Origin of the sequence: Saccharopolyspora kobensis (assembly GCF_900108315.1) — a bacterium.
Lineage (GTDB): Bacteria > Actinomycetota > Actinomycetes > Mycobacteriales > Pseudonocardiaceae > Saccharopolyspora > Saccharopolyspora kobensis.
In genome coordinates this window covers 302,809-325,569 of sequence record NZ_FNVB01000010.1, presented here as the reverse complement: position 1 = coordinate 325,569, position 22,761 = coordinate 302,809, and the positions used below count along the sequence as shown (strand labels likewise).

The window sequence follows — 22,761 nt, the reverse complement described above, 5'->3', positions numbered from 1 at the left end:
ACGTCTGATTTCAATTGAAATTGCGTCACGACTGGTGACGGAGGGTGTCGGTGGCGGGGTTCGAGGGGTCGGTGTGGTGCGGTGAAGAAGCGGGGAGCCCCGGCCGGTGCGGCCGGGGCTCCCCGTCGTTCGGTGCTGGAGGTCAGTCGCCGCGGCGGATCGGGCCGAGGATCTCCTGCTCCTTCTTGTTCGTCACCAGGCGGATCAGCGTCCAGGTCATGTTGCCCAGGGCGATCACCTGGTCGTCCTTGAGCTGGGTCATCTGCTGGACCTGGTTGTTCATCAGGCTCCAGATGCGCTGGGCCAGCTGCGCCTGGTTCAGCGGGAGGCGCTGCAGCAGCACCAGGTCCGCCGTGTTCGCCGCCGTGCCGCTGCTCACCTGCGGGTGCAGGTAGGGCAGCACGTACATGGTGGTCTGCCACGGCGCGCGCGGCGGGAACAGCTCCTGCGGCACCGCACCGCCGTCGTGGATCACCAGCAGCGGAGTGTCCTCAGAGGACCGCGGCAGGTCGAACGGGGCCAGCCGGCGGATCTGCACCAGCGGCACCGGCTTGCCGTCCGGCGTCTGCCCGGCGGCCCGCTCCAGCGTCTTCCACGCGCCCGGACGCCCGGTGGCCACGATCACCCACGCGCCGGTGGCCATCGCGCGCAGCGCCAGCTGCCGCGCGAGGTACAGGCCGCCGACGGTGACCATGCGGGTCGGGTGCGGGCGGAGGATCGACGCCGCTTCCGCCTCGTTCTGCGGGTTGGAGCCGATGATCACCCCGCCCCGGTCGCCGGACGGGCTGATGGCGTCCAGAGTTTCCGGGGTGACCAGGAATTCCGGTGCCGCCGCCTTGTTCCCGGGAACATCGATCGTTCTGCTTCGGCTCATGCCGCACCTCCGAGCGGCAGCGTCGCTGCGTAACCGGCCAGTTGCGAACCGCGCAGCGGGGTCAGGGTCAGCCCGAGGCGGTTGCTGATCGCCTTCAGCCGCTCATCGGCGGTGTCCAGCTCGGCGGGCGTGCGGGCGCTGACCCGGACCAGACCGCGCAGCCCGACCTCGTTCTCCTCGCCGACCGGCGAGATGGACAGCGCGATGCTGGTGGACAGCGCGCGGATGCCGGTCAGCGCGTTGAGGCTGTCGTTCATCTGGTTCGGCCAACCGGTGATCGCGTAGCTGGAGTGGCCGACGCCACCGGCGGTCACGCCGTCCCAGCGCTCCTTGAGGCCCACCGGGCGTTGCGAGCCGAGCACGTTGTGCAGCTCCGCCGAGGAGATCCCGGCCTGCAGCAGCTCGTCCGGGTCCAGCGGGCGGCTCGGGATTCCCTGCCGCTCCAACGCGTTGCGCACGCGGGACATCGCACCGATGAGCGCGCGCTGCGCACCCAGGATGCCGCCGCCGCGCTCGCCGATCGCCTTGGCGCAGCGCTGCGGGTCCAGCCGCACCGCGATCCAGGTGGTGCGCCGCGCCGCCGCGGGCAGCCGACCGAGGACCTCCAGGTAGGAGTTCAGCGCGGGCGAGTTCGACGGCAGCGCCGCGCTGCCCGGGTAGCAGTGCCAGATGACCTGGATCGCGTCGAGCACGACGCCGCGGTCCTCCAGGCACGGCGCGAGCACGCCCAGCGGCAGGTTCGGCGCGCTGTCAACGGGGTTCAGCAGCGACGGCGGCGGCTCGACCATCAGCACGCCGGTCCACTTGCCGTTGTGCCAGGACATGCCGACCGGGTTGCGGTCGTGGTCCTGGCTGCGGGCGATCACCAGGTCCTCGACGACCAGCCGCAGCAGCGCCACGCGGTGGTTCTCGTCGGGGCCGATGATGCCGTCGCCGTTCTTGTCCTCCGCCGGCTCCATCGCGTCGACGTCGGCCGGGTGCGAGACCCGGGTGTGGTTGCGCCCGCGGTACTCGAGCACCAGCCCGAACCACTGGGTGAACCAGCGGCCGCGCCGCCGCAGCAGCGCGATGATGAGGCACAGCAGCGCGAATCCGCCGCCGACCGGGAGCAGCACCTGCACCAGGTTCAGCTTCGCGCCGACGATCGTCAGGATGAGCCCGACGGCTAGGCCCACCTCGATGAGCACGATGTTGGCCGCAGGGATGCCGCCGAGCGTTACGCCGTTGATGCGCCGCCGCCGCGCGCGGATGCGAGCGCGGGGCGGATTGGCGGGCCCGGGAGCTTTCGGCTGGGCCGGATGTTGCGTGGTCACGGACATCCGTTCGGTCTCTCCCCCTCGCAGGTAGGTGCGGCACTCGGCGCGCTGGGACGCGAATCTTCGATCAGCCGCGTGAAGAGAATACTGACGGACTCGGTCGAACCGCACCCATTCGGCATCTCTCTGCGACTATCCTGCGAAACCGTACCTCGGACGGGAGAGCTGTAGGCGAAGAATGGCATCAACACCCACAACGAAGTCACAGGTTCAGGCGTATCGGTTCGTGCTGCGCCGCATGGAGTCGGCGCTTGTCCGAAAAGACGCGGTGATGCTCCACGATCCGATGGGTTCGCACAAGCGGGCCACGGTCGCCGGAGCCGTGCTCGCCGCCATCGGCTGCATCGGGTTCCTGGTGTGGGGCCTGTTCGGCGGCAAGGGCTCGGTGCCGGAGCCGGGTTCCATCATCATCGGCAAGGAGACCGGTGCCGTCTTCGTCGTCACCTCCGACGAGCAGGCGGACAAGCGGCTCATCCCGATGCTCAACGTGGCATCGGCGAAGCTGCTGGTGATGGCCCAGGGCGGTGCGCAGGGCGGTGGTGCGGTCCCGACCACGGTGGTGAAGGAATCGGCGCTGGGCGACTTCCCGCGCGGTTCGCTCACCGGTCTGGTCAACGCGCCGACCTACCTGCCGGACGCGAAGAACATCGCCGAGGCGTCGTGGGCGATCTGCGACGTCGGCCAGGTCAAGGACACCATCAACGACGCCCGCGTCGAGGCGGAGACGAAGGTCCAGACGACGGTGATCGGCGGTGACGGCAACCACGGCACCGAGCTGGGCCTGGACCAGTCGCTGTACGTCAAGGACCAGACCTCCCAGCGGGAGTACCTGATCTACCGGGTGGAGAACCTGCCCGGCCAGCTGCACACGCACGTGGTCAAGTCGCGGATCGACAAGACCGATCCCACCGTGACCACCGTGCTCGACATGTACGGGCTGCGGGGCGCGACGCCGCGGAGCATCAGCACCAACATGCTCAACGCGGTCCCGGAGGTGCCCGCCCTGCAGGTGCCGGACGTTCCCAACGACCGCCAGCCGCTGAGCTACATGGGCAACCGCAAGGTCGGTGACGTGGTCGCCCGGACCGTGCCGGGTCAGCCCGACGAGTTCTACCTGCTGCTGCCCAGCGGCAAGCAGAAGATCAGCGAGGGCGCGGCGGCGGTGCTGCACGCCAGCAAGACCAGCAGCCGGGACATCCCGAACATGACCGGTGCGATCACCGACGCCGCCGAAGCCGACTCGAGCGAGCAGCTCAACCTCACGGGCTTCCCGGTGGCGGTGCCCACCCCGGTCACCTTCCAGCAGTCCGACACCTCGTGCCTGAGCTGGAAGAACGTCAACGGAAACCACAACATCACGGCGACCCTGAACAAGGGCACGCCGGCTGCCAAGGCGGCCGTCAAGCTCGCGCAGTACGACGGCACCGGCCCGCAGGTCGACTACTTCTACATGCCCGCGGGCAAGGCGGCCGTGGTGCGCGGTGCCTCGAACGAGGCCGGTGCGGACAGCGGCCCGATCTTCCTGGTCGCCGACCAGGGCGTGCAGTACGGCATCAAGGACGTCGGCACCGCGCAGGGGCTCGGCGTCATCGGCGGTGCCGGGGACATCAAGGCGGGGCCGTCCTGGCTGACGCGGGTGCTGCCGAAGGGCGACTTCCTCGACCCGGCCAACGCGAGCATGACCTACGACGCGGTTCCGGTCGGTCCGGGCGTCAACCGCCCGCTGCAGAAGCCGCAGCAGCAACAAGCAGGAGTGGCCCAGGCCGGTAGCTGATCCTCCGGCGCCACCGGAGGAAGGGAACCGAACAGGCACGCTCCAACGTCCGAGAGAACAAGCGATCCGCCCGCAGCAACGGTAGGTGCTGCGGGCGGATTGCTTTAAGGAGCGGTTCCAGTGGCTGGTTTGCGTGGCGGTGCCGGTGGCGGAACCTCAGCGCTCGCCTGGACTGCGGGTGCCCGACCTCGTGCATGACCAATGCACGGCGGTCGGGCCGTCCTCGCCAGGAGAACGCCGAGAACCCGCGGCGGTGCCGGGTGACTGCCCGCTCACCAGAAAGAGCATGCGGCTCGCGCCGCATCTTCAAGGACCCCATAGCAGCGAGTGAGCGGGAGGTACCGGATGGCGGGGATCCGGGTCGATGTCGAATGGTTGGCGACGTACGCGCGGGAAGTGCGCACGGCCGGTGAGGAGATCGCCACCGCACCGCAGAAGCTGGCCGCCGCGGAGCTGGCCCCGGAGACGTTCGGCGAGCTCGGCCGCAACGCCGGGGCCGCGGAGTCCTACCAGCGGTTGTTCCAGCTGCTGGTGGACGAGAGCCGCCGCGCGGGCGAGGCGCTGACCCGCGCGGGCGACGAGCTGCGCGAGGTCGTGGACTTCCACTCCGGTGGCGATGACGACGGCGCCGTCGAGATTCGGAAGCAGGGGAGCTGAGCATGGTGCGCGACAAGAACGCGGTGGCCGAGCACCTCGACTACCTGGCGCGCATCGCGCGCGAGCTGGAGTTCGCCAACTCGATCCCAGCCGATCTGGCGGATCTGGTCGGACGCCACGAGGATCTGCGCGAAGCGGCCCGCGTCTGGCGGGAGAACGCCGACGCGGTGGAGCGGGCGTCCGCTGACGTGCAGGGCAAGCTCGGCGGGATCGACTCGTCCTGGCAGGGCGCGGACGCCGACGCGTTCCTCGGTCACATGCGCGAGGTCGGCTTGGCGGGCAACGACCTGATCGACGCCATGCGCGCGCTGGCCGAGGTGATGGAGCACACCGCCGATGCCGTGCAGGAGCAGGTGGACGACCTCGGTGAGCTGATCGCGGAGGCGGCGGATTCGGTGACCTCGGCTCTCCTGGCGCCCGAGGACGGCCCGGAGCGCGCCCGCAAGCACCTGGGCGAGCTGGCCCGGCCCGCGCTGGAGCTGACAGAGTCCATTTCGGACACTTATCGGGCTTTCGCCCGGTTCTGCGAGGACCTGGAGGCCGGTCGCTCGACGGGATCGGTCCAGTTCGACAAGCGGATGCCCGCGCAGGCCTGGGACTTCAACGCACCCGCCGCACCGGAGCAGCCGGCGAAGACCGACCCGTCATCGGCGGGCGGCTCCGGCGGCGGCTCCGGCGATGCCGGCGGTGGCGGCGGTGGTGCCGGAGCCGGTGCGGTTGGCGGAGCCGGTTCGGTTGGCGGCGGTGCTGGAACCGCTGCCGCCGAAGCGCCGCTGGAACCGGGTGGCCGGACCGCCGCCGGAGAGCCCTCGATGGCGTCTCCGCCCGCCGCAGCCGCCGCTGCCGGTGGTGCGGTCGCCGCGGGCGGTGCGGTCGCCGCTGGCGGCGGGATGATGGGCGGCATGATGCCCATGGGCATGATGGGCGGGATGATGGGCGGCGCTCAGGGCGGTGGCCAGGAGCGCAAGAACCAGTCTCGCCTCAAGTCGAACCCGGAGGAGCTGTTCGGCACGCCGCCGACGACGGCCCCGGCGGTCTTCGGCGCGCCCCCGGCGGACCAGAAGCCCGCGGAACCGGTGGCCCGCAAGGGCAAGCTGGACATCCCGTCGATCTTCGAGAAGGACAAGCCGCGCAAGTCCATCGACGACGCCCTCCACCCGAAGTCGCCCGGCGTGGAGAAGCCGAAGTCGGCAGCGGTCGGCGACGCCCCGCCGCCCAAGCCCAGGACGGCCTCGGTCGGCGATGCACCACCGTCGAAGCCGAAGACCGGTACGGCATCTGTGGGCGATGCTCCGCCGCCGAAGCCGAAGACCGGTACGGCATCCGTGGGCGATGCACCGCCGCCGAAGCCGAAGACCGGCACGGCATCCGTCGGTGACGCACCGCCGCCCAAGCGGCGCAGCTGACCAGGAACGCAGAACGGCCCGGCGTCCACATCGGACGCCGGGCCGTTCTGGTCGGTACTGCTAGCGGTTGCCGCGGGTGCGGGCTCGGACGTTGCGGACCGCGTTGGTCAGGAACGCCGTGAACACGATCGCCGCGATTCCCGCGCCCGCACCGCCGATCGCGATGATCAGCGCCGGGTAGTCCTTCTGCGGGATCACGTCGGCGCCCAGCCGCGCCTGCTTCTGCGGCGGGTCCTTCCGGTCCCACTCGGACGGAACCACTTCGCCCAGCGCCGCCGCCGCATCGACGGTGCCGTAGCCGACGATGTCGTTGCGCCCGCCGGAACCGCCGGCGGGCAGCGCGGTCTCCTTGATCCGGTCCATGATCTGCTGGGCGGTGAGGTTCTTGCCCTCCGCCGCGAACTTCTGCTTGATCAGCACCGCCAGCCCGGCCACGTACGGGGCGGCGAAGCTGGTGCCCTCGATCGGGCCCATCTGGCCGTCCTGGCCGTGCGCGATCTGGCTGGCCAGGCCGGTGCCGCTCTGGCCGGGGTCGAGCGTGATCAGGTTCTCGCCCGGCGCGGCCACGTCCACCCACGGACCCGGCACGGTGAACTCCGAGGGCGCGCCCTGCTCGTTCACCGAGGCGACGGTGAGCACGTAGTCGTCGAACCAGGCGGGCAGCACCGCGGTCGTCGGGCTGCCGGTCGGGTTCTTCTGGCACGTGCCACCGACGTTGCCCGCCGCGACCACGATCACGATGCCCGCGTCGTAGGCCTCCTTGACCGCCGTCTGCAACTGCTGGTTGCCGGTGTTGCGGGGGTCGGCGGCCTGCGCGATCGGCTGGCAGGACGACTGCGAGATGTTGATGACGTCGACGCCGTCGGCAGCTGCCCGGTTGATGGCCTGCGCCATCGTCTCGGTGTTGCCGATCGTCTTGTTCGTCTCGTCCTCGATGAACAGGCTGGAGGACTGCCGGAGGGACAGGATCGACGCCTCCGGCGCGACCCCGACGTAGGCGGTCTGGTTCGTCGGGTCCGGCGCGGCCGCGATGATGCCCGCCACGATGGTGCCGTGCCCGTCGCAGTCGGTGAGCGGCCCGCCCTTGGGAATGCTGGTGTCGCCCGCGATCAGGCGGCCCTGCAGCCGAGGGTGGTTGTTCACGCCGGTGTCGATGACCGCGACGGACATGTTCTGGCCCTTGAAGCCCTGTTCATGAGCCCGCTCGTAGCCGAGCACCCGCTGGCTCCACGGCTTCTCCTCGATCATGCCGCCGCCGGGATTGCCCTGCATGCAGGCCTGCTTCTGCGGGTAGCCGAACGTTTCCAGCTTGGTGCCGGTCCGCTTGGACGTGTCCAGAGGTGGCGGTATGAGGGACTGCGCCGCGGCAGGTGCTGTCGGCCCGCTGAACGCGAACACACCGACCGCGGCGAGCAGCGCGGAGGTGCGCAGCGTGCCGCGGGAGAACCTTGAGCGCATCGAGCCGTCCCTCAGAAGTTGATGTTGAGGTCGCGGATGTACATGTAGAGGTCCATCGCGGCCAGCGCCAGCGGCAGCACCAGGGCGATCAGGACCGCCTCCAGGATGTCCACCATGCGGCGCTGCACCGGCGAGAACCGGCGGTTCGGGAACACCACGCCGAAGATGATCGACAGCACGCCCAGCAGCAGCAGCGGCGGGAACACCCAGGCCACCGCGATCGGCATCGTGCCGACCTGCGCCAGCAGGCCGATGGTGACGCCCAGCGAGGACAGCAGACCGCTGAACAGCAGGGCGATCGCCTGGCTGCCGTTGGCGTAGTTGCGGCCGCGCAGCAGCAGCACCGCGGAGACCACGACGGCGAACGCCGCGCCCCAGACCGGGCTGAACACCGCGGCCACCACCGCGCCGAGCGCCGCGACGATGCCGCAGCCGACGATCAGGCCGGTCATGTACTGGTGCGCCAGGCCGGTCTGCCGCTCGATCATCCGGTAGTCCGGGAACCCGGTGTCTTCCTTCAGGTCCTCCGCGCTGCCCGGCACGTGCGGCAGCGGCAGCTTCGCGAGCTGGATGGTGATGCGCGGGAGCAGCGAGATGCCGGCCAGGCCGACGGCCGCGACACCGGCGGCGATGCCCGCGGTGTTGGCCTGCGGCACCAGGGTGCCGATGATGAACGCCACGGTGCCGAAGGCGCCCGCGGTGGCCGCCGCGATGAACGTGACGATGCCCGCGCCGATCACCATGATCGCCACCGAGGCGAAGATCAGCATCAGCGCGCTGGCCAGCAGCAGCCTCGGCTCCAGCGCGTTGCCGGGCACCATGTTGAAACCGGCGACGAAGGCGAACGGCAGACCGCCCGCCGCCGCGATGACGGTTCCGGTGGTCGGCGCGGCGTACGCGCGGGTCACGATGGAACCGACGCCGGTCGCGAAGATCGCCACGACCATGCCGAGCACGGCGGCCACGATCTGGTACACGACTCCGGTCGTGAGGTCCATGTTGGCGTGCAGCAGCCCGGCCGGGCCGGCCAGCCCGATGGCCGCGGCCGCGCCGATCAGCGCCAGCGCACCCGCGGTGTGGCCGATCTTCGCCGCGGTTTCCTTGGTCCAGGGCCGGTAGCTGCCGGGCTCGGCCTCGGCGAGCGCGTCCACCACGTCGTCGTACAGCGGCGGCGGCGGGTTGTCCGCACCGCGCCGCAGCTGGAGCATGTCGCCGTCCACGATGCCCTGCGCGGCCAGCGACTGGTTCGGTTCGAGCGGCTCGCTGTCGCCAAGCCGTGCCAGGACCCAGCCCCCGTGCCGCGAACCGCCGTCCGGCGTCGTCTCGCGGGCCATATCCAGCAGCATCGGCAGCTGGTCTGCCACCGACACGTCGGAAGGCAGCGCCAGGTCGATGCGAGTTGTAGGTGCCACCACCGTCACGCGGCTGAACACCGTGGTCCCGGTCGCCACTTGGGCCCCCTACTCCCTGAAGGTTGATTGCCTTGCATTCATTTGTCGTCTGGGGCTCGATCCAACCAAGGCGAGTTTTTCTTTGCGAAACCGACCCGCCTGGCCGGAGAGCGCCCCTAGTATGGCCACACCGACCGTCGAGGGGTGACGGGTTTGGCGGAACTCGTGCCAACGACTTGATATCTGCTTGGTCACGTCCGACTCCCACCCCGCCGCCGGTGGCGCCGCAGCTGTGCAGAATGCTGGGCGCGACATCGAGAGCACGTTTGACACGGAAAGGTTGTTGCGTCCGGTGAGCACGCTGCAGTTCAAGCGAACGCCACGCCTGGCCGCTCCCAGGCCACCGGGCGGGGAGGTGCACCTCGAACCACCGCCGGAGATCCCGCGGACCATTCCGGGCAACATCGTCCAGAAGGTCCTGCCGGCCGTCATGATCGTCGCTTCGCTGGGAATGATGGTCTTCATGCTCCAGCGGGCGCAGAACAACCCGATGATGATGATGATGCCGATGATGATGCTCATCTCAACGTTCGGGATGATGGCCGGGGGTGGCAAGGAAGGCGGCCAGAAGAAGGCCGAGATGAACGAGGACCGCAAGGACTACCTGCGGTACCTCGGTCAGATGCGCGACCGCGCCAGGGAGGCCGCCGACGAGCAGCGGCTGGCGCGGGAGTGGGTGCACCCCGACCCGCAGACACTGTGGTCGCTGGCGGTCGGCCCGAGCCGGCGCATGTGGGAGCGACGCCCGAACGACAACGACTTCTGCCAGGTGCGCGTGGGCCGCGGTTCGCAGCGGCTGGAAACCCGCCTGGTGCCGCCGCAGACCGGCCCGGTCGACGAGCTGGAGCCGATCACCACGCTGGCCCTGCGGCGCTTCGTCCGCGCGCACTCGCTGGTCCCGGACCTGCCGATCGCCACCTCGCTGCGCGGTTTCGCCGCGGTCGGCCTGCAGGGCGACAAGGAGCTCGTGCGCTCGCTGGCCCGCGCGATGGTGTGCCAGCTGGCCACCTTCCACACCCCCGACGACGTGATGATCGCGGTCGCCAGCAGCGGCCGCGCGCGCACCGAGTGGGAGTGGGTGAAGTGGCTGCCGCACGCCCAGCACCCGACCGAGACCGACGGCATCGGCCAGATGCGGCTGATGGCCGGTTCGCTGGCCGCGCTGGAGCAGATGCTCTCCGAGCAGCTCGCCGAGCGGCCGCGCTTCCAGCGCAACGCGGCGCCGCCGGACGGCCAGCCGCACATCGTGATCATCATCGACGACGCCGAGATCAGCCGCGAGGAGGCGCTCTACGTCGAGGGCGGCCTGGCAGGCGTCACCATGATCGACCTGTCCGACCTGCTCGGCCAGCTCACCGCGCGCCGCGGCATGCGGATGGTCGTCGAGGAGGACCGGATCGGTGCTCGCGGCGGCAGCGGTGTGGAGTGGTTCGGCAAGCCGGACTCGCTGACCATGGAGGAAGCCGCCGCGCTGGCCCGCCAGATGGCCCCGTACCGGGTCGCCGGTGGCGCGGGTGCTTCGGCCGACGCCGACAGCGGTGGCTACGAGCCGCTGACCACGCCGCTGAACTACATCGAGCAGCTGGGCCTGGCGGGCGACGTCGTCACCTTCGACCTCAACGAGGCCTGGCGGCCGCGGTCCCGCGACGACCTCTACCGCGTCGCGATCGGCCCCGGCGAGCACGGCGAGATCGTCCACCTGGACATCAAGGAGACCGCCTCCGGCGGTATGGGCCCGCACGGTCTGTGCGTCGGTTCGACCGGTTCCGGTAAGTCCGAGTTCCTGCGCACCATCGTGCTCGGCCTGATCGCCACCCACTCGTCGTCGATGCTCAACTTCGTGGTCGTCGACTTCAAGGGTGGTGCGACCTTCAACGGGTTCGACCCGGCGCCGCACGTGTCGGCGAACATCTCGAACCTCGAGGGCGACGGCTCGCTGATCGACCGCATGCAGGACGCGCTCGCCGGTGAGATGAACCGCCGTCAGGAGGTCCTGAACAAGGCGGGCGCGAAGAACGTCTGGGACTACCGGAAGATGGGCGAGGCGGGCGACGCCCGCTGCCAGGAGCCGCTGCCCGCGCTGTTCGTGGTCATCGACGAGTTCTCCGAGCTGCTGTCCAAGCAGCCGGAGTTCGCCGACCTCTTCAACGAGATCGGTCGACTGGGTCGTTCGCTGCAGGTCCACCTGCTGCTCGCGTCCCAGCGGCTGGAAGAGGGCAAGCTGCGCGGCCTGGACTCGCACCTGTCCTACCGGATCGGTCTGAAGACCTTCAACGCGGCGGACTCCCGCGCGGCGATCGGTGTCCCGGACGCCGCCGACCTGCCCACCACCGGTGGTCACGGCTACCTGAAGCACCCCAACGGCATGGAGCGGTTCCGCGCCGCGTACGTGTCCGGGCACGTGAACCAGACCAGCGGTCGCCGCCCGGCGCTCAAGGGCGGTTCGTCGCCGGTCACCGGTGAGAAGATGCCGCGCCGCTTCATCCCGGACTACGTGGAGAAGCCGAAGGAGCCGGAGAAGCCGGCCGTCGAAGAGGTCAAGGAAGAGAAGAAGAGCGACCTCGACCCGACCGACTTCCAGATCATCATCAACAAGGTCCACGGCCAGGGCCCGCCCGCCCACCAGGTGTGGCTGCCGCCGCTGGACACCCCGCCGACGCTGGACAGCCTGCTGCCGCCGCTGCAGCAGACCGACGACCGCGGTTACACCGCGGCGGGCTACGCGGGCAGCGGTCGGCTCCAGGTGCCGATCGGCCTGATCGACGTGCCGTACCACCAGCGCCAGGACCCGTACATCCTCGACCTGAGCGGTCAGGGCGGTCACGGCGCGATCGTCGGCGGTGTCGGCGCCGGCAAGTCGAACACGGTCCGCGCGATGATCGCTTCGATGGCGCTGACCCACACCCCGCAGGAGGTGCAGTTCTACTGCATCGACCTCGGTGGTGGTTCGATCGCGGCGCTGCGCGGCCTGCCGCACATGGGTGGTTACGGCACCCGGCGCGACCAGGACGCCGTCCGCCGGACGATCGCCGAGCTGAAGACGATGCTCAGCGAGCGGGAAGCCCGCTTCCAGCAGCACGGCATCGAGGGCATGAACGACTACCGCAACCGGCGTCGGCGCGGTGAGTTCGACGACGACCCGTTCGGCGACGCGTTCCTGATCATCGACGGCTGGCGGACCTTCCGCGAGGAGTTCGAGACCCTCGAGCAGGACGTGCTGAACCTGGCGGCCAACGGTCTCGCCTACGGCGTGCACGTGTTCGTGACCGCGGCGCGCTGGGCGGAGATCCGCCCGGCGATGAAGGACCTGATGCAGACCCGCGTCGAGCTGCGGCTGGGTGACACGAGCGAGTCGGAGATCGACCGCAAGTTCGCGGTGAAGGTGCCGCAGGGCCGGCCGGGTCGCGGTATGCACGGCTCCAAGCTGCACTTCCTCACCGCGCTGCCCCGCGTGGACAGCGAGACCATCGGCGACCGCGTCGAGGCGGAGATCGAGCTGGTCAAGCGGGAGATCGACGAGGGCAAGCCGGTCCGCGCGCCGCGGATGGGCTGGGAGCTGTACAACGAGGACGTTTCCGACGGTGTCGCTGACCTGGTGAACCGGGTCAAGAGCTCCTGGAAGGGCCGCCCGGCGCCGCAGGTCCGGCTGCTGCCCGACCTGCTGCCGCACCAGCAGCTGCCGCGCCCGGAGCAGCAGCCGAACCCGAAGCTGGTGCCGATCGGCATCAACGAGGACGGCCTGCACCCGGTCTACCTGGACTTCGCCGCCGAGCCGAACTTCTACGCGTTCGGCGAGCGGGAGTCGGGCAAGACGGCCCTGCTGCGCACGATCGTGCGGGGCATCACCGAGCGGTACACGCCGAAGGAAGCGCTCATCCTGCTGGTCGACTACCGGCGCACGATGCTGGGCTTCCTGAACACCGGCCACCTGCTGGAGTACTCGGTGGGTGCGGACCAGCTCAAGGGCAACGTCAAGGACGTGGTGGGCTCGCTGAAGAAGCGCCTGCCCGGCCCGGACGTGACGCAGGAGCAGCTGAAGAACCGCTCCTGGTGGAAGGGCCCGGAGCTGTTCGTCATCGTCGACGACTACGAGCTGGTGGCACCGCAGGGCAACAACCCGCTGGCGCCGCTGGCGGAGTTCATCCCGACGGCCAGCGACGTGGGTCTGCACATCGTGCTGGCCCGCAACTCCGGTGGTGCGGGACGTGCGCTGTACGAACCGCTGATCGGCAAGATGCGCGAGACGTCGGCCCCGGGTCTGGCGATGAGCGCGAACAAGGACGACGGCCAGCTGGTGGCCAACATCAAGTCCCGCCAGCTCCCGCCGGGCCGAGGCACCCTGGTGTCCCGCAGCCTGCGCGGTGGCCCGCAGATGATCCAGACGGCGTTCATCCCGCCGGAGTGATCGTCACGGTCTGATCAGTAGAAGCCCTCCTCGGCCTCGGCCGAGGAGGGCTTCTCCCGTTCCCCGGCAAGTTCTCCCGCTGCCACCCCGGTACCCAGGCCCCGACACCCGAAGGCCCAATGCCCCGGAGCCCCGGAGCCCCGTGTCCTAGGGCGGGTGCCCCGGGGATCCGGTGCCCCAGGGTGGGTGTCCCGGTGCCCTGGTGCCTCGGTGCCCAGGGGATCCGGTGCCCGGTGCCCGGTGCCCTGGTGCCTCGGTGCCCTGGGGATCCGGTGCCCGGTGCCCGGTGCCCCGGTGTCTGGGGACCCGGTGTCCCGGTGTCCGGTGTCCGGTGTCCGGTGTCCCGGGGATCCGGTGTCCGGTGTCCCGGGGTCCCCGGGGGCCGGGGGCCGGGGACCCCGGGGTCCGCAATTTCAATGGAAATCAGCCCTTCGATTTCAATGGAAGTTGCGCGCGCCGTCGGCGCGTCGGGCACCCGACACGCCGACGGCACGTCCGATTTCGTGCGATTTCAATTGAAATTTGACGTCAAATTTCAATTGAAATTGCGTCTCGAGGGGTCAGGAGGGGCGGTGTTCGAAGGCGGTGAGGACCGCTTCGAGCAGGCCGGGGAAGCGGGCTGACAGGTCCTCGCGGCGCAGCTCCACCCAGCGGTTTCGGCCGTTGACGAAGGTCGTGGTCAGACCGGCTTCGCGCAGCACCCGCCAGTGGTGGGAGAGCGTCGGCGCGCTGACGTCGACGTCGTAGGCGTCCAGCGAGCAGACCGACGGCTCGGTCTCGCGGCTGAGGGTGTGGAGCAGTTCGAGCCGCACCGGATCCGCCAGTGCGTGCAGCACCTTCAGGATGTCCAGATCGTTGCGGCCGGGTTGCGGGAGCGTGCGGGTCACGAGCGCCGAGCCTACTTCCCTTCGATTGTTTGACAAGCATCGAATGGTTCAGCATGATCATGCCCCGTGACGATTCGACGTTCATCGAATGATCGGTTGCGGTTCAGCACGCTGCTCGTTCTCGCCGTGGGCACCTTCGCGGTCGGCGCCGACGGCTTCATCCTCAACGGGCTGCTGCCCGAAATCGCCCGGGATCTCCGGGTTTCCGAATCGGTGGCGGGTCAGCTGACGACGCTGTTCGCGGTGACCTACGCGGTGGGCTCGCCGGTCATCGCGTCGGTGACCGGGAGCTGGGACCGGCGGGTGCTGCTCGGCGGCGGGCTCGCGCTGTTCACGGTCGGCATGGCGGGGCAGGCGCTCGGCACGACGTTCGCGGTGGTGGCGGTGGCCAGGGTGCTGGCGGCGCTCGGCGCGGCGGCGTTCCAGGCGAACGCCTACGCGGTGGCCGGAGCGCTCGCCGCTCCGGAGCAGCGCGGCCGAGCGCTGGCGACGGTGGCCGCCGGGATGACCGCGTCGACGGTGCTCGGCGTGCCGCTCGGCGTGCTGGGCGGGCAGTGGTTCGGCTGGCGCGCGGTGATGTGGGCGATCGGCGTGGTCGGAGTGCTGGTGGCGGCCGCGATCCCGGTGCTGCCGCAGGTGCGGCTGCCAGTGGTCGGGCTGCGGGACCGGCTCGCGGTCCTGGTGCGCCCGGCGGTGGTGAAGGTCCTGCTGATCACGGTCGTGGGCATGTTCGCCAGCTTCACCGTCTTCGCCTACCTGCCGCTGCTGCTCGGATCGGCCGCGCCGGGAGCGATGCTGTCGTGGGTGCTGGTGGCCTTCGGCGTCGGTCAGGTGGCGGGCAACTCGCTGGCGGGCCGCGGCACCGACGGCTTCGGCCCGAAGCGGGTCCTGCTGCTCTCGCTGGCCGGCATGGCCCTGGTGTTCGCCCTGCTCAACTGGGCTGCGCTGACGCTCCCGACGACCCTGCTGATCGGCTTCGGAGCGGGCGCCTTCAGCGGAATGCTGATGGTGCCGCAGCAGCACCGCCTGTTCGAGCTGGCCGCGGACGCCCCGACGGTGGCGCTCGGCCTGAACGGCTCGGCGATCTACGTCGGAGCGGGCCTCGGCTCGGCGATCGGCGGAACGGTCCTGGCAGCAGCGGGCACGCCCTGGCTGGCCCCAACGGCGGCGGTGATCGCTCTCCTGGGCCTGCTCCTCGCAGTCAAAACCACCAGTTCAGCGGCAAAAACCCCGATTCCGGCGTAGCAGGAACTCTTCCGAACAGGACGACCTGCGGGGGCGGCGGCCGGGCGCGGGGAGGGGTTCGCGCCCGGCCGCCGGGGTGGGGCGGTGCGGCGGTGGCCGGGGGATGTCGTGCCGCACCGACCCGGCTTCGGGGGTCGGGTTCTTACGACGCTTTACGTGCGGAGGTGGTGGCGTCCGGTGGGCTGGTCGTCGGGGTCAAGTTCGGGGAACCGCAGTTCAGGTCCGTTTTCGGGCTGTGCTGGAGGGTCTAGCGCTATGGGTGGTCGCTCGCGGCGGCGCGCATGAGCACCGGCGTCGGCGGCGTCGCGATGGCGTTCGGCTTCGACATCGGCGATGAGATGCCACACCGTGTACTCGCCGTCTCCTGTTCCGGCATGCTGGCCTGTCGCGAATCTCAAGCCTCCGAACGGAACCTGTGTGGCGATCAACGCGACCAGGAGAACGTTGAACAGGACGAACGTGCTGAGCTGGATCCAGAACATGACGGGGTGTCCTTTCGCAGGCGGTTGTGGCGCGATGTCGCGCGAAATCAGCAATCGGTAGGCGGACGGCGTCACGGGCCCTTGTCGGCGAGATGCCGCCAGCACTTCATGCACGAGCTCTCACGCACCCAGTCCACTTCGGACCGGTCATGCAGCTCGGACGCGGGAGCCGTGACTCCGCAGTAGGCCTCGACCTCCTCGCCGTGAGGAGTTTTCGTTGCTGCGATGGGGAAAGCGTGGCGACCGCCGGTGACCGGACGCCACACGTACTTCAAGTAGGTCGACATTTCGACTCCCGTCTTTCTCGATGCAGGCAAGCTTGCCCGTGTCGGGCAAACTGGGCAATTACACGAAAGAGCGAGATCAAACGGGTGCCCGGCCGCTCGTAAGCTGTGTTCATGTCTGACACCCCACGGGCACGTGCCCTGGCGAAGGAGCTCCGGGCTGCGCGCAATGCGGCAGGCATTACGGCGCGGGACCTCGCGCGCGTACTTGGCTGGTCCGAGGCGAAGGTCAGTCGCATCGAGACCGCGCGCCGCGGAATCCTGATGCACAACGTCGAGGCCATCCTCGACGTGCTCCGTGTGAAGGGTGTAGAGCGCGAACGCCTGTTGAAGATGGCCCGCGAGATCCGCGAGCCGGCTTGGTGGGAGCTGGGTGGCGAACTTCCTCAACAGTTGACGGCGCTGATCGATGCAGAGCAACGGGCCGTGTCGATCACTGATGTAACCCTCAACGTCGTACCCGGCTTGTTGCAGACCAGGGCGTACACGCGAACGGTGATGGAAGCGTCCGGCGTTCCAGAGGACAGAATCGATGACCACGTCTCTATTCGCCAAGTCAGGCAAGGGATCCTGACCAAGCGCAACCCTGTAGCGCTGCGTTGCTTCATCGATGAAACCGCTCTGACAAGGCCTATTGGCGGAGCCAAGGTGATGGCTGATCAGCTGCGCCAGCTCATCTCCACCTCGGAGGAACCGAACATCACCGTCCGAGTGATCCCTCTGTCCGTTGGTGCGCATGCAGGGTTGAGCGGCACGTTCGTGCTCTTTGAGTTCGGCAAGCCGCGCCCGGTCGTCTACCTGGAAGCGCGGAGGTCGGGCGCCTTCATCGATGAGCCGGACGACGTGACCTTCTTCTTCGATGCAGTGGAGAGGTTGGACGATCAAGCTTCCAGCTCGGCGACCTCGCGGGAGATACTGCAGAAGTACCTGAAGGAGTACGAGAGCGAGGCGAGATGACGCCTGAGTTAGGCGGCTGGCGGAAGTCGAGCAGGTCGGGCTCGACCTCGAACTGCGTCGAGGTGGCGTGGTTGAAGTCCTCGTACAGCGCTGCCGAGGGGAACTGCGTCGAGGTGGCTGCTGGGGTTGAGGTGGTCGGGGTTCGGGACTCGAAGGATCCCGGTGGGGCCGTGTTGGCCTTCCCTCGGAGGCAGTGGGCGACGTTCGTCTCAGGGTTGCGGGATCGTCGCTGGTAGGCAGGGCCGTCCGGGCGGTCTGTGGAAGAAGTTTCGCGAATGTTGTCCCGCTCCGCAGGCGGGCTCTTGTACTCTCTGCTGTCGTGATCACACCAGCGTGTGACCTGTACTGATCACGAACGGGTAGGGGGACTCCGTGACAACGGGGATGGAAGGCTTCGCCGCCGGCGCCAGCGCGCTCGCCGGACAGGCCGCAGGCCTGCGCGCTGCAGTCGACAGCGGCAAGGTCAGGATGACGCCGGACGCTGCCGAGGAACTGGGCCGGTTCTACGAGGAAAAGGCTGACAAGGTGCAGGCCTTGTCCTCGCGGACGGACCGACTGATCGCTACTGGCGCGTTTGGAGACTGCTTCATCGGTCGTCAGCTGGAGAAGAAGTTCGACGACAAGGTGAACGCGCCGGAGGTTGGCATTCTCGCGATCCTGGACAGGACGCAGCAGATCTTGCGGGACATGGCCCAGGCCTACAGGGACTCGGCTCGCGACATGCAGAACACTGACGACGACCACTCGCGCAACCTGAACCGAAGCGTCTGATCTGATGGTGGCTATGTCTAGGACTTTCTTCGTCATCGCAAGCACTCTCGCTGGAGCCGCGCTTCTTGCTGCGTGCGGCGGTCCTGGAGGCACTCAGGATCCGACAACGGACCCGTCGCAGTCAGCGGGCGGTTCGTCGTTGGCTGGGTTTGATCCGTGCACCGCTCTCTCGGAGAGCGACCTCCAGTCGTACGGGGTTACCAAGCCGGGCGAGCCCGTCGATCAGGGCATCGGCGAGACCGGGTGTGACTTCAAGACGGATGACTTCTTGCTGACGGTCTATAAGTCCGACGAGAGCGATATGGCCTACTGGGAGGGCCGGAAGGACAGGTTCGGCATTTTCGAGACGAACCGGGTTGGCTCTCACGAAGGCATCAAGACTGCAACAAAGGGCTCGGCGGGCCTGGGGATGTGCACGCAGATCGTTCTAGCCGGTAGCGGCTCGATTTCCGTGCAGATCAACTACTCGTCTGACAAAAATCAGGGCAATGACGTCGCCTGTGCCAAGGCGATGGAGATCGCTCAGGTCGTCGAGCCGAAGTTGCCGAAGTAGGGGTTAGCCGAGGGGGATGGCATGGTTGACTTCGGGGCGGTTGGGGATGCGTTCTCCAGAGTCACGGGGATAGGTGAGACGCGGGCCGAGGAGCAGCGTCGTCTCATGTCGGAGGCTGCTACTGCTGCCAGCCAGAAGCGCGGACAGCAGTTGGCGCAGCAGCAGGCAGGCCTGGACATTCAGGGCACTGACCCGGCTTCGATCGCTCAGCGCGACAACTGGAACGACTGGGATCACGCTCGGCTGTACAACCAGCTCGGGCAGTCGCTCCAGCCGCAGGAGATCAACGAATCCGGCCAGGCCTGGATCGCGCTTGGCGAGGAGTTCGCTGAAGTCTTCGCAGATCTTGAATCAGACTCACGCAGAATCGCGGGTGACCGACTGCAGGGTGAGGCTGCTGAGGCGGGCCTGAACGCTGCGAAACCGCTGCAGGACTGGGGACAGCAGCTTGGCGACGCTGTTCGTGGCACCGGGCTGAAGATCCAGGAAGCCGGGAATGCTGCTGGGCAGACGAAGGCGACGCTGGAGCCTCCGAAGGAGTTCGACGGGCTGCGGAACGGGTTCCGGACCGTCATCTCGCCCGGCGGCGGCATGATCGATGGTGCGCAGCAGCTCATGGAGCAGCGGGAGGCCACGCAGCAGGCTCGGCAGCTCGTGCAGAACGTCTACGCCTCCGGCTACGAGTCCGTCGACTCCAGCACTCCGACGTTCCCTCCACCGGTCGATCCGCTGAACCCTCCTCCGCCACCGGACCAGGGGCGGAGCAACCAGCAGGCGATTTCCTCCACGCCCTCCGGGATTTCCGGGCAGCCCTCCGGGAGCGTTCCCGGCGGTGGCGGCGTGCCGGGTGGCGGCAGCATTCCCGGCGGCGGTGGCCTGCCGGGCGGCGGCTACACGCCTCCGGCGCAGAGCAGTTCGCAGTGGGCCGGGCAGCCGAACCTCCCCGGGCCGGGCCTGGGCGCTCCGCCGCCCGGTAGCACTCCGCCCGGTGGTGGCGGCGGTGGTTTCCTCGGCGCGATGCCGCCCGGCGGCGGTCCCGGCGGGCCGGGTGGTCGCGGGCCTGGCGGCCTCGGTGCGGGCGGTCGCGGTCCCGGCGGTGCCGGTGGCATGGGCGCCGGTGGTCGTGCCGGTGCCGGTGGCCCCGGCATGGGCGCCGGCGGCCGCGCGGGCATGGGCGGGCTCGGTACCGGAGCCGGTGCGGGCGGTGTCGGTGGTGCCGCCGCCGGTGGCGCCGGTGCTCGCGGTGGTGCCGGTGGCGGGATGGGCGCCGGTGCCGGTCAGCGCGGGCAGGGCAGCGAGGACCAGGAGCACGACCGGCCGAGCTGGCTCGAGGAGCAGGACGACATCTGGCTGGACGACATGCCCAGGACCGCTCCGCCGGTCTTCGGCGACTGGGGCAACTGACGGGGGTAAAGCGTGTCCGAGCGTTGGCTGCTGCCACCGCTGTGGTTCGACTTCTGCTGGGAGATCGGGCGTTTCGACGAGTACCCGTTCCCGATCGCGGTGCGCTCGCACGGCGCGACGCTGGAAGAGCGCGCCGTGCTGCGCCAGCGCGCGCTGCCCGAGATGCAGGCGGCGGGGCTGCTCGCCGGAACGGGCCTCGCGCCGCGTTTCGGGCAGGTGCTGGCGCAGCTGGCCAAGCCGGGGCTGTGGATCGAAGGGCTCTGGCTGCCCGACGAGACCACCGATTCGCCCGTCCGGCTGATGTCGGTGGCCGCCGAGGACGGCGCGCTGCTGCTCGTCCAGGACTCCGGCGAGTCCGCGAGCTACGGCGGTGACCTGCGCATCTCCGTGCACCCGCGCACTTCGCTGGTCGCGGCGGCGCTCCAGGGCATGCCGCCGGCTCCGCCCGGGAAGCGCCCGCGCCTGGCGGTCCCGTGCGCCGAGCTCGCGCAGGAGAAAGCCGCGCCGGAGGAGAGCTTCGACGAGGTCGACATGATGCAGTCGGCGGCACCGACCAGGCGGAATCCGTCGGCCGCCGACGCGCTGCGCTCGCTCCTCGCGGAACAGCACCTCCGGGACGGGCAGTTCACCGTGAACATGCGGGACCGCAACGGCCGCATGCGCCGCTCGCAGGTGCTCAAGTGGTTCGACGCGCGCGAGCCCGACGGCCGCTACGGCATGACCCAGCAGCAGCGGCCCGGCGTCGGGCCCGAGCTGGTGCTGGCCCCGCTCGCGCCGCCGGATCTGGGCAAGGCGCTGGAGAACCGCGTCGCGGAGGTCCGCACCGCGGCCTGACACCTGCACCTCGTCCGTATTGTCCGGTAAGTTTCGGGCGAAACCGTGCTCGGCCGCGCCGCATCCGGTGGCGCACTGTTGGTGCGTCCGCACCCTTAACCTCTAGGGTGATCTGGGGGAGTCGGCGCGCCGAGCGATCGGCGGTCGGACGACGACGTCGGCGGGGCGGCGCTCCGGCGACGGTGAAGGAGTTCTGGGTGTCCCTGCACGTCTCGATCGACTTCGGCACGTCGAGCACATGCACGGTGGTCTCGGTCGGCGGCGCTGAACCACAGGTCGTGGTCATCGACGGTCAACCGCTGGTCCCGTCCGCGGTGTTCGCCGCGGCCGACGGCACGCTGTTCGTCGGTCACGAGGCCGAGCGCCAGGCGGCGGTCGACCCGGCCCGCTTCGAACCGCACCCGAAGCGCCGCATCGACGAGGGCGAGCTGCTGCTGGGCAGCACCGTGCTCAAGGTCGGCGACGTGATCCGCTCGGTGCTGCAGCGCGCGGTGAACGAAGCCCGCCGCTTCGCCGGTGGCGCCGTCGTCGACCTGCTGGTCCTGACCCACCCCGCGGACTGGGGCTCGGTGCGCACCGCCGAATTGCGGCAGGCCGCAACCGGTCTCGGCAAGGAGATCGTGCTCGTGCCGGAGCCGGTGGCCGCCGCGGTCTTCCACTCCGCCGGCCACGGCCTCCCCGACGGCGGCGCGCTCGCCGTGCTCGACCTCGGCGGCGGCACCGTGGACGCCAGCGTGGTGCGCAAGCAGGGCGCGTCCTTCCAGGTGCTGGCCACCCGCGGCGATCCCAACTTCGGCGGCGCGGACATCGACCAGGCGCTGCTGGAGCACATCGGCCACCTCGTCTCCGGCACCGACCCGGAGGCCTGGGCCAAGCTCGTCGAAGGCCGCGAGATGGCCGACCGGCGGCGCCGCCGCGTGGTCCGCCAGGACGTGCGCGGCGCGAAGGAGACGCTGTCCCGGCACACCTACACCGACGTGCCGATGCCGCCGCCGTTCTCCGACGCGCACGTCACCCGCGTCGACCTCGAATCCCTGATCGCCGCCCCGCTGGGCAAGGCCGCCGACCTGGTGCTCACCACGCTTCGCGAGGGCCAGGTGCAGCGCCAGCAGCTGGCCGGGGTGTTCCTCGTCGGCGGATCGAGCCGGATCCCGTTGGTGTCGAGGCTGATCCACGAGCGCACCGGCGTCGTTCCGACCACATTGGACCAGCCGGAGACCGTCGTCGCGCGCGGTGCGCTGCGCGCGGTGCGGCTCGACCCGGAGCGCACCGGAGGCCTGGCGCCCGCCGGTGCCTGGGCCGGGACGACGACGGTCCGCTCGATGCCGATGCACCCCGCGGCCCCCGGCGTCGTCACCACGAGCGACTCGCTCAGCCGCGCCCGCACCGTGGTGATCGGCGGCAGCGACACCACGCTGCCGGTGGCCAAGCCGCGCTCCGCCAAGAGCAAGCTGCCGTGGCTGATCGGCGCCGGCGCCGCGGCGGTGCTCGCCGTCGGCGTGGTCGTCACCCTGCTGCTCACCAGCAACGGGACGGACGCGGTGGCCGCGCAGAAGGTGGCCGCTTACGACTACGCGTTCACCTATCCGGGGCACTGGGAGCAGGCGGGCGGCGACGAGGCGAAGTTCCAGACGCTGCTGCAGCCCACCGACGGCCCGCAGGGCTCGATGATCGCGGTCGAGGAGGGCCGCCTCGGCTTCGACACCGACACCGACCGCGCCCGCGCGGTGCAGATGCTGCGCACCGAGTACGAGCAGTCCGTCGCGCAGGGCAAGCCGTTCGCCAAATTCACCGCAACCGCCAGTTTCGGCGGCCAGGAAGTGGTGTACTACCAGGAAAACCTGCCGGAGACGACCGTCGAGTGGTTCACGCTCTACCGCGGGCAGTACAAGATGAGCGTCGGCTGCAAGTACAGCCCGGCGGGCCGGGACGACGTGCGCCGCGCGTGCGAGCAGGTCGTCCGAACGCTGGCGGTCGGCTGAACAGAAGCTGAAATCGCGGCG

Annotated in this window: 19 protein-coding genes; 12 read left to right on the top strand and 7 right to left on the bottom strand. The window is 69.6% G+C overall.

The window, feature by feature from the left end:
- Nucleotides 1-142 precede the first annotated feature (142 nt).
- Both C4T78_RS30835 and eccE read right to left on the bottom strand, forming a co-directional pair.
- A complete protein-coding gene (locus C4T78_RS30835) occupies nucleotides 143-874 on the bottom strand; it encodes a hypothetical protein (protein ID WP_093352284.1) in 732 nt (243 codons plus the stop codon).
- Nucleotides 871-2,193, bottom strand: coding sequence for a type VII secretion protein EccE (eccE, locus tag C4T78_RS30830; RefSeq protein WP_093352287.1), 1,323 nt, complete (start codon nucleotides 2,191-2,193; stop codon nucleotides 871-873). The genes C4T78_RS30835 and eccE overlap by 4 nt, the downstream gene beginning before the upstream one ends.
- A gap of 175 nt (nucleotides 2,194-2,368) precedes the next feature.
- Between eccE and eccB the strand changes: the two genes are divergently transcribed.
- The 3 genes from eccB (at nucleotide 2,369) to C4T78_RS30815 (ending at nucleotide 6,027) form a co-directional block, all read left to right on the top strand.
- The gene (eccB, locus tag C4T78_RS30825) at nucleotides 2,369-3,964 is read left to right on the top strand and encodes a type VII secretion protein EccB (RefSeq protein WP_093352289.1); all 1,596 of its coding nucleotides are present in this window, start codon (nucleotides 2,369-2,371) and stop codon (nucleotides 3,962-3,964) included.
- Between the two features lie 345 nt (nucleotides 3,965-4,309).
- The gene (locus tag C4T78_RS30820; RefSeq protein ID WP_093352291.1) at nucleotides 4,310-4,621 is read left to right on the top strand and encodes a DUF2563 family protein; all 312 of its coding nucleotides are present in this window, start codon (nucleotides 4,310-4,312) and stop codon (nucleotides 4,619-4,621) included.
- Nucleotides 4,622-4,623: 2 nt separating this feature from the next.
- A complete protein-coding gene (locus C4T78_RS30815) occupies nucleotides 4,624-6,027 on the top strand; it encodes a WXG100 family type VII secretion target (protein ID WP_093352294.1) in 1,404 nt (467 codons plus the stop codon).
- Nucleotides 6,028-6,087: 60 nt separating this feature from the next.
- Here C4T78_RS30815 and mycP read toward each other — a convergent pair whose 3' ends face one another.
- Entirely contained in the window at nucleotides 6,088-7,485 is a 1,398-nt protein-coding gene (mycP, locus tag C4T78_RS30810; protein WP_093352297.1) for a type VII secretion-associated serine protease mycosin, read from the bottom strand.
- 11 nt (nucleotides 7,486-7,496) lie between these two features.
- Nucleotides 7,497-8,936 carry a type VII secretion integral membrane protein EccD gene (gene eccD, locus C4T78_RS30805; RefSeq protein ID WP_093352300.1) on the bottom strand — a complete coding sequence of 480 codons (1,440 nt, stop codon included), beginning with the start codon at nucleotides 8,934-8,936 and terminating at the stop codon, nucleotides 7,497-7,499.
- A gap of 292 nt (nucleotides 8,937-9,228) precedes the next feature.
- Here eccD and eccCa point away from each other — a divergent pair, with 292 nt between their 5' ends.
- Nucleotides 9,229-13,341 (top strand): type VII secretion protein EccCa, encoded by a 4,113-nt coding sequence (eccCa, locus tag C4T78_RS30800; RefSeq protein WP_093352302.1) that lies wholly within the window; start codon nucleotides 9,229-9,231, stop codon nucleotides 13,339-13,341.
- Between the two features lie 560 nt (nucleotides 13,342-13,901).
- Here the strand turns inward: eccCa and C4T78_RS30795 are convergent.
- The gene (locus tag C4T78_RS30795; RefSeq protein ID WP_093352305.1) at nucleotides 13,902-14,228 is read right to left on the bottom strand and encodes an ArsR/SmtB family transcription factor; all 327 of its coding nucleotides are present in this window, start codon (nucleotides 14,226-14,228) and stop codon (nucleotides 13,902-13,904) included.
- Between the two features lie 96 nt (nucleotides 14,229-14,324).
- Here C4T78_RS30795 and C4T78_RS30790 point away from each other — a divergent pair, with 96 nt between their 5' ends.
- Nucleotides 14,325-15,473: an MFS transporter gene (locus C4T78_RS30790; protein WP_235863519.1), complete on the top strand. Its 1,149-nt coding sequence runs from the start codon at nucleotides 14,325-14,327 to the stop codon at nucleotides 15,471-15,473.
- A gap of 152 nt (nucleotides 15,474-15,625) precedes the next feature.
- Here the strand turns inward: C4T78_RS30790 and C4T78_RS36645 are convergent, their stop codons facing one another.
- Nucleotides 15,626-15,955: a hypothetical protein gene (locus tag C4T78_RS36645; RefSeq protein ID WP_177247582.1), complete on the bottom strand. Its 330-nt coding sequence runs from the start codon at nucleotides 15,953-15,955 to the stop codon at nucleotides 15,626-15,628.
- A 71-nt stretch (nucleotides 15,956-16,026) separates the two neighbouring features.
- Nucleotides 16,027-16,242, bottom strand: coding sequence for an HC3 family zinc finger protein (locus C4T78_RS30780; protein WP_093352307.1), 216 nt, complete (start codon nucleotides 16,240-16,242; stop codon nucleotides 16,027-16,029).
- 111 nt (nucleotides 16,243-16,353) lie between these two features.
- Between C4T78_RS30780 and C4T78_RS30775 the strand changes: the two genes are divergently transcribed.
- The 7 genes from C4T78_RS30775 (at nucleotide 16,354) to C4T78_RS30740 (ending at nucleotide 22,740) form a co-directional block, all read left to right on the top strand.
- Nucleotides 16,354-17,196: a helix-turn-helix domain-containing protein gene (locus C4T78_RS30775; protein ID WP_143185846.1), complete on the top strand. Its 843-nt coding sequence runs from the start codon at nucleotides 16,354-16,356 to the stop codon at nucleotides 17,194-17,196.
- Nucleotides 17,193-17,432 (top strand): DUF397 domain-containing protein, encoded by a 240-nt coding sequence (locus tag C4T78_RS30770; RefSeq protein ID WP_093352312.1) that lies wholly within the window; start codon nucleotides 17,193-17,195, stop codon nucleotides 17,430-17,432. Before C4T78_RS30775 ends, C4T78_RS30770 begins: the two co-directional genes overlap by 4 nt.
- 136 nt (nucleotides 17,433-17,568) lie before the next feature.
- Nucleotides 17,569-17,967 carry a hypothetical protein gene (locus tag C4T78_RS30765; RefSeq protein ID WP_235863520.1) on the top strand — a complete coding sequence of 133 codons (399 nt, stop codon included), beginning with the start codon at nucleotides 17,569-17,571 and terminating at the stop codon, nucleotides 17,965-17,967.
- 13 nt (nucleotides 17,968-17,980) lie between these two features.
- The gene (locus tag C4T78_RS30760) at nucleotides 17,981-18,520 is read left to right on the top strand and encodes a DUF3558 family protein (protein ID WP_093352877.1); all 540 of its coding nucleotides are present in this window, start codon (nucleotides 17,981-17,983) and stop codon (nucleotides 18,518-18,520) included.
- A gap of 105 nt (nucleotides 18,521-18,625) precedes the next feature.
- Nucleotides 18,626-19,924, top strand: coding sequence for a hypothetical protein (locus C4T78_RS37345; RefSeq protein ID WP_177247583.1), 1,299 nt, complete (start codon nucleotides 18,626-18,628; stop codon nucleotides 19,922-19,924).
- 12 nt (nucleotides 19,925-19,936) lie between these two features.
- On the top strand, nucleotides 19,937-20,758 hold the full coding sequence (locus C4T78_RS30745; RefSeq protein ID WP_093352320.1) for an ESX secretion-associated protein EspG: 822 nt from the start codon (nucleotides 19,937-19,939) through the stop codon (nucleotides 20,756-20,758).
- A gap of 197 nt (nucleotides 20,759-20,955) precedes the next feature.
- Nucleotides 20,956-22,740 (top strand): type VII secretion-associated protein, encoded by a 1,785-nt coding sequence (locus C4T78_RS30740; protein WP_177247584.1) that lies wholly within the window; start codon nucleotides 20,956-20,958, stop codon nucleotides 22,738-22,740.
- The last annotated feature ends 21 nt before the right edge of the window (nucleotides 22,741-22,761 follow it).